Here is a 15061-nt window from a genome sequence, read left to right as displayed (position 1 = left end):
CCCTTATTAGTTAGGGCTTTATTTATTTTTGGATTAGGAATAATCTGCTTACAGTTCGATAAAAATAGGAATCATTTCAAATGATTAAATCGCTGTTAAGTTCTGTTAATAAGATGTTGGCGCATGAAGACTTTGGTCGTTTATTGCTGCGTTTGACTGTCGGTGGATTGATGTTGTTCCACGGATTGCACAAGCTCATCGGCGGCATTGATGGCATCGCGGGTATGCTGGTGGCGAAAGGATTGCCTGGCTTTATCGCTTACGGTGTGCTGATTGGCGAAGTGGTTTGCCCGGCCCTGATCATTCTGGGCATTCTGGTCCGTCCGGCAGCGCTGGTGCTGGCATTCACAATGGTCGTTGCCTGGTTGATGGTGGGTATTAACAACACGGCAATGTTGGATAAGACGGGCGCATGGGCGATCGAAAGCCTGGTCTATTTCTTTGTTGCCGCACTGGCACTGGCCTTCCTGGGCGCGGGGCGTTACTCCGTTGCGCCAGCCGAGTGGCGTTAAGGTTTAAAAAAAGCCCTTCCTGAAAAGGAAGGGCTTTTGCTTAACAGGGGACTGGCGGTTATGCCAGTACCAGATCGCTTTCCGGGTGGCAGGAGCAGGCCAGAACATAACCCTCAGCAATTTCCTGCGGTGTTAATGTCATAGTGCTGGTGACGCTGTACTTACCGGACACCACTTTCGTTTTGCAAGACCCGCAGACACCCGCACGACAGGCCGCATTGACCGGCACCTTGTTACTTTCGAATGCTTCCAGCAACGTAGTGCCAACCGGACCGTAGAACGTTTTCGCCGGCTGTAATTTGGTGAATGTCAGACCGCTGGTTGCCGCTTCTGCCACCGGGATGAAGAACTTCTCATTAAAGAACTGCGTCACACCCAGAGCTTTAACGTCTTTCTCAACCTGGTCCATATAAGGCGCTGGCCCACAGGTCATGACGGTACGGGCAGCAAGGTCCGGGACGCTGCGCAGGATCTCTTGCGTCAGGCGACCGGCAAGGAAGCCAGCCGTGGCGTTGTTTTCCGCCACCAGGGTAACCGGATAGTTTTTCCACTCATCGGCAAAAATCACATCCTGGGGTGAGCGCACGCTAAAAATAACCTGCACATCAACCTGTGGACGGTATTTTGCCAGCCAGCGGCGCATCGACATGATCGGTGTTACCCCACAGCCCGCCGCCAGCAAGAGTAATTTATCACTGGCTTTGTTGTCGCAGGTGAACTCCCCTTGCGCATCCGACAGCCAGAGATAATCGCCGCGTTTGACGTCTCGCGTCAGCCACTTTGAGCCCAGACCGCCATCAAGACGACGGATGGTCAGCGTGATGTATTCGCTGACGCCCGGCGTGGAGGAGATCGTATAGGCACGCATCTGCTCAGCGCTGTTGCGAATACTGACCAGCGCATATTGTCCTGCGCGGTACGGGTAATAATCGTGGCATAACAGCGACAGCGTCCAGACATCCGGTGTTTCTTGTTGGATGTGGTGAACCTGCATACGCCACGGACACTGCGGGGTTGGCATCGTCATTCTCTACTCCTTACGCGCCCAGTAACTGCTGCATATCCTGCTCTACGGTCGTGATTGAACGCAGACCGAATTTCTCATTCAGTACTGCCAGCAGATCTGGCGTCAGGAAGCCAGGCGCCGTTGGGCCGGTCACGATATTGGTAACGCCGAGCGAGAGCAGGGTCAGCAGAATCACAATCGCTTTCTGTTCAAACCAGGAAAGCACCAGTGACAGCGGCAGGTCGTTCACGCCACAGCCCAGTTTCTCTGCCAGCGTGACGGCAAGAATAATGGCCGAGTAGGCGTCGTTACACTGACCGGCATCCACCAGACGCGGCAGGCCTTCGATATTGCCGAAGTCCAGCTTGTTAAAGCGGTATTTACCGCACGCCAGGGTCAGGATCAGGCAGTCATCCGGTACGCTGGTGGCGAAGTCCGTAAAGTAGTTACGTTCACCGCGCGCGCCATCACAGCCGCCAAGCAGGAAGATGTGACGCAGTTTTTCACGGCTCACCAAATCAATCAGAGTATCGGCTGCACCGAGCAGCGTCTGACGGCCAAAACCAACGGTGATCAGGTGCTCGATTTCACTGTACGGGAAGCCTGCCAGTTGTTGTGCCTGATCGATAACGCGGGTGAAGTCATCGCCTTCCAGATGATTAACACCCGGCCAGCCGACGATGCTGCGCGTCCAGATACGGTCGTCATAGGAACCGACAGTCGGGTCGATGATGCAGTTTGAGGTCATCACGATGGGGCCCGGGAAGCGGGCAAATTCAACCTGCTGGTTCTGCCAGCCGCTGCCGTAGTTACCCACCAGATGTTTATATTTACGCAGTTCCGGGTAGCCGTGGGCTGGTAGCATTTCGCCATGGGTATAGACGTTAACACCCGTGCCTTCGGTCTGCTGCAGCAGGTTATGCAGGTCTTTCAGATCGTGACCGGAAATCAGGATGCATTTACCGGCAACAGCTTTTACGTTGACCTGAGTCGGCGTCGGGTGGCCGTAGGCGGTGGTTTCGCCCGCATCCAGGATGCTCATCACTTTAAAGTTCATCTGACCGATTTCCATCGAGCAGTTGAGCAGGGCGTTCATATCAGCAGGCCAGGTACCCAGCCACGCCATAATTTTATGGTACTGGGCGTAAATCTCGTTGTCGTACTGGCCGAGTACGTGGGCGTGCTCCATATAGGCTGCGGCCCCTTTCAGGCCGTACAGGCATAGCAGGCGCAGGCCGAGAATATTTTCACCGATAACCGCTTTATCAATATTCGGTGTGAAGGCTGCCGCCTGACGCTGCAGATCGCCCAGGTCGTCGCTGACCAGTTGCAGTTCTGCCATCGGGTTATCAACCGTGGCTGCCGGATCTTTGCTAAGGCACTGTGCTTTTAAGGCTTCACGGTAGGCAATCGCTTCACGCGCATAGCCAACGATACGCACGGAATCGAAGTTGACGTTGGTCAGCGTAGAGAAGAAGGCGCGCGGGGCAAAGTTGTCGATGTCATGAACGATAATGCCGTATTCACGCGCTTTGCTGGCCCAGGCTGACAGCCCTTGCAGCGCGGCGATCAGCAGATCCTGCAGGTCCGATGTTTCGGCCGTTTTGCCGCACATACCCTGCGCATAAGCGCAGCCATCACCAGCCGGGGTACGGATGGTCTGTTCACATTGCACACAAAACATAGTCACACCTTATAAATTAAAGTTATATTTGAAATGCATGTTTAAGATTATGCTGCTCCCGAAAGGCTTAAAAGATGTTTTTTATGCAATGTGCAGAGAGATTGATTTAGCGCAATTTTAAGGCCGCCAGTCTACCGCTTAGGGAGTAAGTGTTAAAATGAGAGAGGGCACTTAATAATAAAGAGAATTATTAGCAATACTGACAGAGGCGAACATGCCGGCGTCTCCCTTAAATGAAAAACGCCGGTTGCCGCTTAGAGGCAGAAGGAATGTTCGGAGGACCAGACAACGTAAAACGAAGAGATAAAATAAACCAATAACCTATTGGCTTAATTCGAATTAATCACGTTTTTCCAGCAGAGTGCGATACAAAATCCCCCCAAGGATGCCGCCAATAATTGGCATGACCCAAAATAGCCATAATTGATTTAGCGCCCAGCCACCCTGAAAGAGTGCCACTGCGGTGCTACGTGCCGGGTTAACGGAGGTATTTGTTACAGGGATACTGATCAAATGTATCAGCGTTAAAGCAAGACCAATGGCAATAGGGGCAAAACCAGCAGGTGCATATTTATCCGTCGCGCCGAGAATAACTAACAGGAAGCCACAAGTCAGAACAACTTCTATTATGATGGCTGAGGTCATGGAATATTGACCAGGAGAATGTTCGCCGTAGCCATTTGACGCAAAGCCGCTGGCGACAGCATCAAAGCCCGCTTTACCGCTGGCAATCAGGTATAGCACACCGGCAGCAATTATCCCGCCTGCCAGTTGCGCAATAATATAGCCGATAATCTCTTTTGCCGGGAAACGACCACCCGCCCATAATCCCAGGGTTACGGCGGGATTAAAATGCCCACCAGAAATATGCCCGACAGCGTAAGCCATCGTTAATACGGTTAAACCAAATGCCAGCGCTACGCCAACAAAACCAATTCCCAGTTCTGGGAATGCCGCAGCTAATACCGCGCTCCCGCAACCACCAAATACCAGCCAGAATGTACCAAAACATTCCGCCGCTAATTTTCTAAACATAATATCCTCAATAAAAATCTACATCCTGTGAAGACAGCCAAAAACATTTTTCTGGCTGCTGTGTCACTATTTTAGAAATAATGGCGCGTGAGGGCCAGCCAAATAAATGGCTTAAATTTGATTTAAGGCAAAATGATGATAATAGCCTTTCGATGAACGAAGAAACGCAGCAGGAAATTATTTCGAATGAAATAAGCCATGCGGTAAAAAAATTAAACCATAAGCGCGTCGATACGCTGGCTCACATTCAAAGATGCTTAATCTATGATAAATACGGTGTTTTGCCCCGTTTCATGCCGCTATACTTGAGCTAACTTAATGGAAAAAAGACATATTTCCCGGAGGGGCTATGATTCTGGAGCGCGTAGAGATTGTCGGGTTTCGCGGTATCAATCGGCTATCGCTGATGCTGGAACAAACCAACGTCCTGATTGGGGAAAATGCCTGGGGTAAATCAAGCCTGCTGGATGCGCTGACGCTGTTACTCTCGCCGGAAACAGATTTATATCATTTTGTGCATGAAGATTTTTGGTTTCCGCCGGGAGATATTCAGGGGCGGGAACACCATCTGCACATTATCCTGACGTTTCGTGAATCCGAACCGGGGCGGTACCGTACACGCCGTTATCGACCGCTTCAGCCCTGCTGGGTGCCCAGCGATGATGGCTATCAACGTCTGTTTTACCGTCTGGAAGGGGAACTGGCGCAAGATGAAAGTGTCATGACGCTACGAAGCTTTCTTGATGCCCAGGGTCACCCGCTGATACTCGACGATATTGATGACCTGGCGCGCCACCTTATCCGCCTGATGCCGGTGCTGCGTCTGCGTGATGCGCGTTTTATGCGACGTATCCGTAATGGTTCGCTGCCGCAGACGCTGGAAGTGGAAGCAACCGCGCGTCAGCTTGATTTTCTCTCACGGGAACTGGTGACCCATCCGCAAAACCTGACGGACGGGCAAATTCGCCACGGGCTGTCAGCCATGGTGCAACTGCTGGAGCACTATTTTGCTGAACAGGGCAGCGGTCCATCCCATCAGCGCCTGATGCGCCGTCGCTCTCACGATGAGCAGCGTAGCTGGCGTTACCTCGATATCATTAACCGTATGATCGATAAACCCGGCGGCCGTATGTACCGGGTCATTCTGTTAGGCTTTTTTGCGACTCTGTTACAGGCCAAAGGGACAGTGCGCCTGGATCGCGACGCCCGACCACTTCTGTTGGTTGAAGATCCGGAAACACGACTGCACCCCATTATGCTTTCCGTCGCCTGGCAATTACTCAACTTGCTGCCGTTACAGCAAATCACGACCACGAACTCAGGGGAACTGCTTTCGCTCACCCCGGTTGAGCATGTATGCCGCCTTGTGAGGGAGTCTTCACGGGTTGCTGCATGGCGGCTGGGGCCGGGCGGCATGAACGCAGAGGAGGGGCGGCGTATTGCCTTCCATATTCGTTTTAATCGCGCATCGGCGCTGTTTGCCCGCTGTTGGCTTCTGGTAGAGGGGGAAACGGAGACATGGGTGATTAACGAGCTGGCACGCCAGTGCGGGCACCATTTCGACGCGGAAGGGATTAAGGTTATTGAATTTGCCCAGTCCGGGTTAAAGCCCTTGATCAAATTCGCCAGACGCATGGGCATTGAATGGCATGTGCTGGTCGACGGGGATGAAGCGGGCAAAAAATATGCGGCAACGGTGCGCGGTCTGCTGAACGAGGAACGTGACCAGGTGCGTGAGCACTTAACCGAACTGCCGGCGCTGGACATGGAGCATTTTATGTTTCGCGAGGGGTTTGACGAGGTGTATCGCCGTGTGGCGCAGTTGCCTGAAAATGTGCCGATGAATATGCGGCGTATCATTATCAAAGCGATTCATCGTTCGTCGAAACCCGACTTAGCTATTGAAGTCGCGATGGAAGCGGGGCGGCGGGGCGTGGAGTCGGTGCCATTACTTCTACGTAAGATGTTCTCCCGCGTACTCTGGCTGGCGCGCGGGAGAGCGGATTAGCGGTGTAAAATCTGACGCATCTGGTTTTGCAGTGAATCCAGTAAATCATAGCGGCGGCGATACTCCGCACGTTTTTTACTGGCAATCTCTTCCATGGTTTTTCGCGCAATCAACATTGGCAGGCGGAAGGTTCCCTCGGCGGTGCGTTCGCCGCTGAGCGATTCCCAGAAGCTGTCGTAGTCGGCGTGCAACTTGTCCTGTTTTTTCTTGCGGTAGCGCCAGCTTTGGTAAATATGCGTGTCATTACTGACGGCGATAATCTGTTCAACATCCAGATATGATGCCAGCTCTGTACAGGCCTCCAGCAGCAGGCGTTTAGGAAATAAACCGTGGCAACTCTTGGTTGCGGCCTGGATAAGCTCATGAGGAATATTCGCTTTTGCGCCCTGTAAGCCACCGATAAACAGCGTGCGTTTCCCCTCGTATAGACACAGCACGAAGGTTATTCCCGCCAGTTGGGTTCGCTGCTTATCGCAGAAAACCATTGTCGCTTCGCCTTCTTTGTCCTGCATTGGGTCCATATAAAAACGGATAGTGTAGTGCTCCCCATTCTTGCCGGTTAATTCGGCAAAGGTGACGCCCTGCGGCGTAAAAAAAACTGAACACACAGAGGTGGGGAGGCGCGCACAAAGGGTTTTGTAATGATAATCGAGCGCGGCGACTGTTTTTTTCTCATCGAAGGTTAATGACAGCCACGGGCGATGTAATCGACAAGGCAAACCCGGTTGGGCATTAAGAATAAGCAATAAATCCGGGTGCTGCGCCAGGCTGGATAGCAGTTTCGCGGTACCGAGTGGTTTGAACAAAGAGCGCAGCAGAAATTTTCGCCGATAAGAGGGGTTTTTCCATGCAAGACCTGGCATTAATTTGCCGCTGGCAAGTTGACAAAAAAGTTGCCAGCCTGTTTTTGCACAGAGTACGGGTGAAGTGATTCCAGCAATAGTGGACATGACACAAACTCGAATTGTAAGCGTAATGTCAATATTTCAACAAAATATGTCTTAACGCCGGATAAATGAATTATGTGAAAAAAAAGAAGATTGGGTTTCGTTGAGCAATTGTTTAATGAATACTGGCATCAATAGAGTCAGTTTGGATATCTGGAAAAGTTATGAATTTGAAGGGAAGAAGTCGAAAAATCTGGCTGGTGCTGATAGTACTGATCGTACTGGCGGCGATATGGCTCTTTAAGCAGTTGAATGCGCCAGTGCCTCACTATCAAACCTTGATCGTTCGCCCTGGCGAATTGCAGCAGAGCGTGCTGGCGACCGGTAAGCTGGATGCTTTGCGCAAAGTTGATGTTGGCGCTCAGGTCAGCGGGCAGCTCAAAACGCTGTCGGTGAATATCGGTGATAAGGTTAAAAAAGATCAACTGCTCGGCGTTATCGATCCGGAACAGGCAACAAACCAGATCAAGGAAGTGGAAGCGACCCTGCTGGAGTTGCGTGCGCAACGTCGTCAGGCTCAGGCTGAACGCAAACTGGCAGCGGTCACGCTCACACGCCAGCAACAACTGGCTAAAACGCATCTTATCTCGCGTCAGGATCTGGACACGGCAATTACCGACCTGGCGGTCAAAGAGGCGCAGATTGGTACTATAGATGCCCAGATTCAGCGTAATCAGGCGACGCTCGACACGGCGAAAGCCAATTTTGATTACACTCGCATTGTTGCGCCTATGGCGGGCGAGGTGACGGAAATCACCACGTTGCAGGGCCAGACGGTCATTGCCGCTCAGCAGGCTCCGAATATTCTGACCCTGGCCGATATGAGTACCATGCTGGTGAAAGCGCAGGTATCCGAGGCTGATGTCATCCACCTCAAACCGGGACAAAAGGCCTGGTTTACCGTGCTGGGTGACCCGGACACCCGCTATGAAGGCAAACTTAAGGATATTCTCCCCACGCCGCAGAAAGTGAATGACGCCATTTTTTACTATGCGCGTTTTGAGGTGCCTAACCCGCAAGGCATTCTTCGTTTGGAAATGACGGCGCAGGTACATATTCAGCTAACGGGTGTGAAAAATGTCCTTACTGTGCCGCTTGCCGCATTAGGCGATCCGGTGGGTGATAACCGCTACAAAGTGAAAGTGCTACGTAACGGTGAAGTGCGCGATCGTGAAGTGACGCTGGGTGCCCGCAATGATACTGATGCTGAGGTGACAAAAGGGCTGGATGCCGGAGAGGAGGTGGTCATTTCGGAAATCAACGCTGGGGCTAATAAATGACGGCGTTGCTCGAACTTAAAGGCATTCGCCGTAGTTATCCTTCCGGTGACGGGCAGGTAGAGGTTCTGAAAGGCATTACCCTTGATATCCATGCCGGTGAGATGGTGGCGATTGTCGGTGCTTCCGGGTCCGGCAAATCAACATTAATGAATATCCTGGGTTGCCTGGATAAGCCGACCAGCGGCAGCTATCGGGTTGCAGGGATTGATATTGCAACACTTGATGGCGATGCGCTGGCCAGGCTACGCCGGGAACATTTCGGTTTCATCTTTCAACGCTATCACCTGTTGTCGCATCTTACGGCCGCGCAGAACGTCGAAGTTCCCGCCGTTTATGCAGGTGTTGACCGTAAGGCACGTCTGGCGCGGGCAAAGGAGCTGCTGGCGCGACTGGGATTAGATGAACGGATGGAATATCCGCCGTCGCAGCTCTCAGGTGGGCAACAGCAGCGCGTTAGTATCGCGCGCGCCCTGATGAATGGCGGGCAGGTTATCCTTGCTGACGAACCTACCGGCGCACTGGATAGCCATTCGGGTGAAGAGGTGATGGCTATCCTGCATCAGCTTCGCGATCGCGGCCACACGGTCATTATCGTCACCCACGATGCGGACATTGCCGCACAGGCTGAAAGAGTTATCGAAATCCGCGATGGCGAGATAATTAATAATCCTCCCTCTACGAAGCACGACAACGCGCCGAAGACTATGAGTGCAGGGACGGAACCCGGCAACTGGCGACAATTCTCCGGGCGCTTCCAGGAGGCGCTGATGATGGCGTGGCGGGCGATGGCGGCAAATAAGATGCGTACCTTGCTCACCATGCTCGGCATCATTATTGGCATTGCCTCGGTGGTGTCGATTGTGGTGGTGGGGGATGCCGCTAAACAACTGGTACTGGCTGATATTCGGGCCATCGGCACCAACACCATTGATGTCTACCCCGGTAAAGATTTCGGCGATGACGACCCTCAGTATCAACAGGCGCTGAAATACGACGATATGGTTGCCATCCAAAAGCAGCCATGGGTGCGCTCGGCCACGCCATCTGTCTCGCAAAACGTGCGCCTGCGCAGTGGAAATATTGATGTGGCGGCCAGCGCGAATGGCGTTAGCGGTCAGTATTTCAACGTCTATGGCATGACCTTTAGCGAAGGGAACACCTTCAACAGCGAGCAGGAAAAAGGACGGGCACAGGTGGTGGTTCTCGACAGCAATACACGTCGGCAGCTCTTCCCGAACAAAGCGCAGGTTACAGGTGAAGTGATTCTGGTGGGAAATATGCCCGCCACGGTGATTGGTGTGGCCGAAGAGAAGCAGTCAATGTTTGGCAGCAGTAAGATTTTGCGCGTCTGGTTGCCATATCCCACCCTCTCGGCGCGCGTTCTGGGTCAATCCTGGTTGAACTCTATTACCGTGCGTGTCAATGAAGGTTACAGCAGTGAGCAGGCGGAGCAGCAGCTTACGCGGTTGCTGTCATTACGCCACGGCAAAAAGGATTTCTTCACCTGGAATATGGACGGTGTATTGAAAACGGCAGAAAAGACCACACGTACTCTTCAGCTGTTTTTAACGTTGGTTGCGGTAATCTCACTTCTGGTTGGCGGTATTGGTGTAATGAATATTATGCTGGTATCAGTAACGGAACGAACCCGAGAGATTGGTATCCGCATGGCGGTGGGGGCGAGGGCGAGCGATGTACTGGCGCAGTTTTTGATTGAAGCCGTGCTGGTATGTCTGGTGGGGGGCGCGCTGGGTGTGGCGCTCTCGATGGCTATCGCTTTCACGCTACAATTGTTCCTGCCGGGCTGGGAGATCGGCTTTTCGCCAGTTGCGCTATTGACGGCCTTTATCTGTTCAACCTTTACTGGCGTGCTGTTTGGCTGGTTGCCAGCCCGCAACGCGGCGCGACTGGACCCGGTGGATGCGCTGGCTCGCGAGTAAATAAAAATGCCAGTCGACTGGACTGGCATTTTAACTGCGGCATGTACACAATGAAGAAAGCGCCGTCAGGCGACGGCTTCTGCTTCTACGGGCACGATGAGACTGGCATGATTGCCTTTAGGGCCCTGATGTACATCAAACCGGACGGTTTGCCCGGCTTTTAGCGTTCTGTAACCATCCATCTGAATGGTGGAGTAATGTGCGAAGATATCTTCGCCGCCGCCTTCGGGGCAAATGAAACCAAACCCTTTGGCATTATTGAACCACTTAACAGTACCCGTTTCCATGCTTCGACATCCTTCGTAAATCTTATTTAAGTAAGATGGAATGAACCGGTGGCAGAGTGTGGGTTTGTTCAAAACCTCGCCAACTCTCGCCTGTACAATTTAGAGAAATCAGGCATCGCGTCAAGCGTTTGGCAGGGGTTATGCGGGGTGCATCAATCAAAAATTTGAAGCAGTTAACGCTATTGGAGGGGTTTGTGACAGCCGTCGCGGATGACAACGATAGATGATAGTTATCTAACACCTGATGTAGATTAAAAATACATCTAGACTCATGTAATCGGCCGATTGATTTGGGTCGGAACCTGTAACCTAAGATGAAAACTGACGATGGGCAAGACCAATAACTGGCTGGATTTTGACCACCTGGCGGATGAAAAACTGCGTGACGCGCTAAAGCCGCCATCCATGTATAAAGTTATGTTAATGAACGATGATTACACGCCAATGGAATTTGTTATTGACGTGCTACAAAAGTTCTTTTCTTATGATGTAGAACGTGCAACGCAATTGATGCTGACTGTGCACTATCGTGGAAAGGCGATTTGTGGTGTTTTCACCGCAGAAGTCGCGGAAACGAAAGTGTCGATGGTAAATAAGTATGCCAGGGAGAACGAGCATCCGTTGTTGTGTACGCTGGAAAGAGCCTGAATGCAGGCATAAAACTTGGGGGAGGTGCCAATGCTCAATCAAGAACTGGAACTCAGTTTAAACATGGCTTTCGCCAGAGCGCGTGAGCACCGACATGAGTTTATGACCGTCGAACACCTGTTACTGGCATTGCTCAGTAATCCCTCGGCCCGCGAAGCGCTGGAAGCGTGTTCTGTGGACCTGGTGGCGTTGCGACAGGAACTCGAAGCCTTCATCGAACAAACCACACCCGTCCTGCCGATGAGTGAAGAGGAGCGCGATACTCAACCGACGCTCAGCTTCCAGCGTGTCTTACAGCGCGCGGTGTTTCACGTTCAGTCCTCCGGTCGTAGCGAAGTTTCCGGGGCGAACGTGCTGGTTGCCATTTTCAGCGAGCAGGAGTCGCAAGCGGCTTATCTGCTACGCAAACATGAAGTGAGCCGCCTTGACGTGGTTAACTTCATCTCTCACGGCACACGTAAAGACGAGCCGGGACAATCCTCTTCTGATTCAAGCAGTCAGGCGAATAATGAAGAGCAAGCAGGCGGGGAGGAACGTATGGAAAACTTCACCACCAATCTCAATCAGCTTGCTCGTGTCGGCGGTATTGACCCGTTGATTGGGCGTGACAAAGAGCTTGAGCGCACTGTTCAGGTTCTCTGCCGTCGCCGTAAAAATAACCCGCTGTTGGTGGGGGAATCCGGTGTCGGTAAGACGGCAATTGCCGAAGGTCTGGCATGGCGTATTGTGCAGGGTGATGTGCCTGAAATTATGGCCGATTGCACCGTCTATTCGCTGGATATCGGTTCTCTGCTGGCTGGCACCAAATACCGCGGTGACTTTGAGAAGCGTTTCAAAGCGCTGTTGAAACAGCTTGAGCAGGACAGCAACAGCATTCTGTTTATCGACGAAATCCACACCATTATCGGTGCGGGTGCCGCGTCGGGTGGACAGGTGGATGCCGCTAACCTGATCAAACCGTTGCTCTCCAGCGGTAAGATTCGCGTGATGGGGTCGACGACCTATCAGGAATTCAGCAACATTTTTGAGAAAGACCGTGCGCTGGCGCGTCGTTTCCAGAAAATTGATATTACTGAACCTTCTGTCGAAGAGACTGTGCAGATTATCAATGGCCTGAAACCGAAATACGAAGCACACCATGATGTGCGCTATACCGCGAAAGCGGTACGTGCGGCGGTGGAGCTGGCGGTGAAATACATCAACGATCGTCATCTGCCAGACAAAGCGATTGATGTGATTGACGAAGCAGGCGCGCGTGCACGACTGATGCCCGTCAGCAAGCGTAAAAAAACCATCAATGTGGCGGATATCGAATCGGTGGTGGCCCGCATCGCGCGTATTCCTGAGAAGAGTGTGTCGCAAAGCGATCGCGATACGCTGAAAAATCTCGGCGATCGCCTGAAAATGCTGGTCTTTGGGCAGGATAAAGCCATTGAGGCATTAACCGAAGCCATCAAGATGAGCCGTGCGGGTCTGGGCCACGATCATAAGCCGGTCGGTTCCTTCCTGTTTGCCGGTCCTACCGGGGTCGGGAAAACCGAGGTGACGGTCCAGCTTTCCAAAGCGCTGGGCATCGAACTACTCCGTTTTGATATGTCCGAATATATGGAGCGTCACACTGTCAGCCGTTTAATTGGTGCGCCTCCGGGATATGTCGGCTTTGATCAGGGCGGCTTACTGACTGACGCGGTCATTAAACATCCTCATGCGGTCCTGCTGCTTGATGAAATCGAGAAAGCACATCCGGACGTCTTTAACCTGCTGTTGCAGGTCATGGATAACGGTACGCTGACCGATAACAACGGGCGCAAAGCGGACTTCCGCAATGTGGTGCTGGTGATGACCACCAACGCCGGGGTGCGTGAAACCGAACGTAAATCGATTGGTCTTATCCACCAGGATAACAGTACCGATGCGATGGAAGAGATCAAAAAGATCTTTACGCCGGAGTTCCGCAACCGTCTGGACAACATCATCTGGTTCGATCACTTGTCGACTGAGGTGATCCATCAGGTGGTCGACAAATTTATCGTCGAGCTCCAGGTACAGTTGGATCAGAAAGGCGTGTCGCTGGAAGTCAGTCAGGATGCCCGCAACTGGCTGGCAGAAAAAGGCTATGACCGTGCGATGGGGGCACGTCCAATGGGACGCGTCATCCAGGACAACCTGAAAAAACCGCTCGCCAACGAATTGCTGTTTGGTTCGCTGGTAGATGGCGGCCAGGTAACGGTAACACTGGATAAAGAGAAAGATGAGCTGAAATATGACTTCCAGAGTGCACAAAAGCACAAACCGGAAGCCGCACATTAATCTTCCTGCCTGAAATAAAAAACCGGACTGATGTCCGGTTTTTTATGCGTAGCATACTGGTGTTGATGTTGGCATCATCCCCGAAAAGCGGGGCGCATCGTATTCGGAAACGAAAAAAGCCGGACTGCGCGTCCGGCTCTCAAATTCTTGCACGTGCGTGCTTCAATAATTAACGGCTACGGAAGACAATGCGGCCTTTGCTCAGGTCGTACGGGGTCAGCTCAACTGTCACTTTGTCGCCCGTCAGAATGCGGATGTAGTTTTTACGCATTTTACCGGAGATATGCGCAGTGACCACGTGACCGTTTTCCAGTTCTACGCGGAACATAGTATTAGGCAACGTTTCCAGAACGGTGCCCTGCATTTCAATATTGTCTTCTTTGGCCATCTAATCCTCGGGGGTATCACTACCATATTTTTTTGAACCGGCAAGATAATGCCGAAGTTCGTCTGTTAAGTAAAGATTTGTGCGATAAAACGCAGCAAAGCGGCTTTTGCGCATTACCCTCACGCCACACTCACGGCACGCAATATGCGCAACGTGTAAAGGGGAACGAAGAAGGAAATGAAGGACGTCCCTGATACAAGCTTTCCCGAATGGTGGCGGGGTAACAGGCAGAAGCTGCTCTGAGCGTCCATTATAACACCCTGATAAAAAATGTGCCGAAAACATTCATCAGGCGGGTAAAAACAGTTCCCTGGGCACCCAGAAATGGGAAGGGAGCTTTTGCAAACGGAGCTCTCTAAGCCATTCAAGGTACTCGCGCCGCGGAATTTCCACAGCGCCCAGCGAGGCGGTATGCGAGTTCAGCACCTGGCAATCAATCAATTGACCCCCATCGCGAGCGAAGGCATGGCTGAACACCATTAACGCAGTTTTGGATGCATTAACGCGGCGGCTGAACATCGACTCGCCGCAAAACAATCTCCCCTGCGATACGCCGTACATGCCACCGACCAGTTCATCCTCCTCCCAGACTTCAATTGAATGGGCATGTCCTAACTCATGCAGTCGGTGATATGCCAGCACCACATCCGGTGTAATCCAGGTTCCCTCATCACGATCTTCTGTGCAGCCGTCGATTACCCGCCCAAAGGCATGATTGAGCGTAACGCGGTACGGGGAGGATTTGTGAAAACGCTTCATGCTACGGCTGACATGAAACTCTGTCGGCCACAGCACGGCACGTGGGTCTGGCGACCACCAGAGAATGGGATCGCCTGGCGAAAACCACGGGAAGATACCGCGTTGATACGCCATCAGGAGACGGGCAGGGCTAAGATCCCCACCCAGTGCCAACAAGCCATTTGGTTCACGCAACGCCGCTTCCGGCGAAGGGAACGCAAGGGTATGACGAGACAGCTGGACCAGGCGCATGACACAACGCTCCACAACGCAACAAG

13 protein-coding genes are annotated in these 15061 nt (G+C 52.3%); 6 read left to right on the top strand and 7 right to left on the bottom strand.

The window, feature by feature from the left end; all coding sequences use genetic code 11:
• Positions 1 to 80 precede the first annotated feature (80 nt).
• Positions 81 to 512: a DoxX family protein gene (locus ACS0RQ_RS18290; protein WP_165158926.1), complete on the top strand. Its 432-nt coding sequence runs from the start codon at positions 81 to 83 to the stop codon at positions 510 to 512.
• 58 nt (positions 513 to 570) lie between these two features.
• On the opposite strand, the gene hcr is transcribed toward ACS0RQ_RS18290, so the two are convergent.
• From hcr to aqpZ, 3 genes are all read right to left on the bottom strand, one after another.
• A complete protein-coding gene (gene hcr / locus ACS0RQ_RS18285) occupies positions 571 to 1539 on the bottom strand; it encodes an NADH oxidoreductase (protein WP_271849783.1) in 969 nt (322 codons plus the stop codon).
• Positions 1540 to 1549: 10 nt separating this feature from the next.
• Positions 1550 to 3202: a hydroxylamine reductase gene (gene hcp / locus ACS0RQ_RS18280; protein ID WP_110295643.1), complete on the bottom strand. Its 1653-nt coding sequence runs from the start codon at positions 3200 to 3202 to the stop codon at positions 1550 to 1552.
• A gap of 339 nt (positions 3203 to 3541) precedes the next feature.
• Complete coding sequence (gene aqpZ, locus ACS0RQ_RS18275; RefSeq protein WP_079498330.1) at positions 3542 to 4237, bottom strand: aquaporin Z; 696 nt, start codon at positions 4235 to 4237, stop codon at positions 3542 to 3544.
• A gap of 349 nt (positions 4238 to 4586) precedes the next feature.
• Between aqpZ and ACS0RQ_RS18270 the strand changes: the two genes are divergently transcribed.
• The gene (locus tag ACS0RQ_RS18270) at positions 4587 to 6245 is read left to right on the top strand and encodes an ATP-dependent endonuclease (protein ID WP_271849782.1); all 1659 of its coding nucleotides are present in this window, start codon (positions 4587 to 4589) and stop codon (positions 6243 to 6245) included.
• Here ACS0RQ_RS18270 and ACS0RQ_RS18265 read toward each other — a convergent pair.
• Positions 6242 to 7195, bottom strand: coding sequence for a VirK/YbjX family protein (locus ACS0RQ_RS18265; RefSeq protein WP_271849781.1), 954 nt, complete (start codon positions 7193 to 7195; stop codon positions 6242 to 6244). The two genes, ACS0RQ_RS18270 and ACS0RQ_RS18265, sit on opposite strands and share 4 nt — an antisense overlap.
• Positions 7196 to 7356: 161 nt before the next feature.
• On the opposite strand from ACS0RQ_RS18265, the gene macA reads away from it, so the two are divergent.
• Positions 7357 to 8472 carry a macrolide transporter subunit MacA gene (gene macA, locus ACS0RQ_RS18260; protein WP_271849780.1) on the top strand — a complete coding sequence of 372 codons (1116 nt, stop codon included), beginning with the start codon at positions 7357 to 7359 and terminating at the stop codon, positions 8470 to 8472.
• The gene (gene macB / locus ACS0RQ_RS18255) at positions 8469 to 10412 is read left to right on the top strand and encodes a macrolide ABC transporter ATP-binding protein/permease MacB (protein ID WP_271849779.1); all 1944 of its coding nucleotides are present in this window, start codon (positions 8469 to 8471) and stop codon (positions 10410 to 10412) included. Before macA ends, macB begins: the two co-directional genes overlap by 4 nt.
• A gap of 65 nt (positions 10413 to 10477) precedes the next feature.
• Here the strand turns inward: macB and cspD are convergent, their stop codons facing one another.
• Positions 10478 to 10699, bottom strand: coding sequence for a cold shock-like protein CspD (gene cspD / locus ACS0RQ_RS18250; RefSeq protein WP_039078525.1), 222 nt, complete (start codon positions 10697 to 10699; stop codon positions 10478 to 10480).
• 327 nt (positions 10700 to 11026) lie between these two features.
• Between cspD and clpS the strand changes: the two genes are divergently transcribed.
• The gene (gene clpS, locus ACS0RQ_RS18245) at positions 11027 to 11347 is read left to right on the top strand and encodes an ATP-dependent Clp protease adapter ClpS (RefSeq protein WP_039078526.1); all 321 of its coding nucleotides are present in this window, start codon (positions 11027 to 11029) and stop codon (positions 11345 to 11347) included.
• A 30-nt stretch (positions 11348 to 11377) separates the two neighbouring features.
• Positions 11378 to 13657, top strand: a complete 2280-nt coding sequence (gene clpA, locus ACS0RQ_RS18240; protein WP_039078527.1) for an ATP-dependent Clp protease ATP-binding subunit ClpA — start codon at positions 11378 to 11380, stop codon at positions 13655 to 13657.
• Between the two features lie 169 nt (positions 13658 to 13826).
• Here the strand turns inward: clpA and infA are convergent, their stop codons facing one another.
• Both infA and aat read right to left on the bottom strand, forming a co-directional pair.
• Positions 13827 to 14045, bottom strand: a complete 219-nt coding sequence (gene infA / locus ACS0RQ_RS18235) for a translation initiation factor IF-1 (protein ID WP_001040187.1) — start codon at positions 14043 to 14045, stop codon at positions 13827 to 13829.
• Positions 14046 to 14333: 288 nt separating this feature from the next.
• Positions 14334 to 15035 carry a leucyl/phenylalanyl-tRNA--protein transferase gene (gene aat / locus ACS0RQ_RS18230; RefSeq protein WP_079498333.1) on the bottom strand — a complete coding sequence of 234 codons (702 nt, stop codon included), beginning with the start codon at positions 15033 to 15035 and terminating at the stop codon, positions 14334 to 14336.
• Positions 15036 to 15061: the final 26 nt, after the last annotated feature.

The organism is Phytobacter diazotrophicus, assembly GCF_052061655.1.
Taxonomy (GTDB): Bacteria; Pseudomonadota; Gammaproteobacteria; order Enterobacterales; family Enterobacteriaceae; genus Phytobacter; species Phytobacter diazotrophicus.
This window is presented reverse-complemented; position numbering and strand designations above follow the sequence as displayed.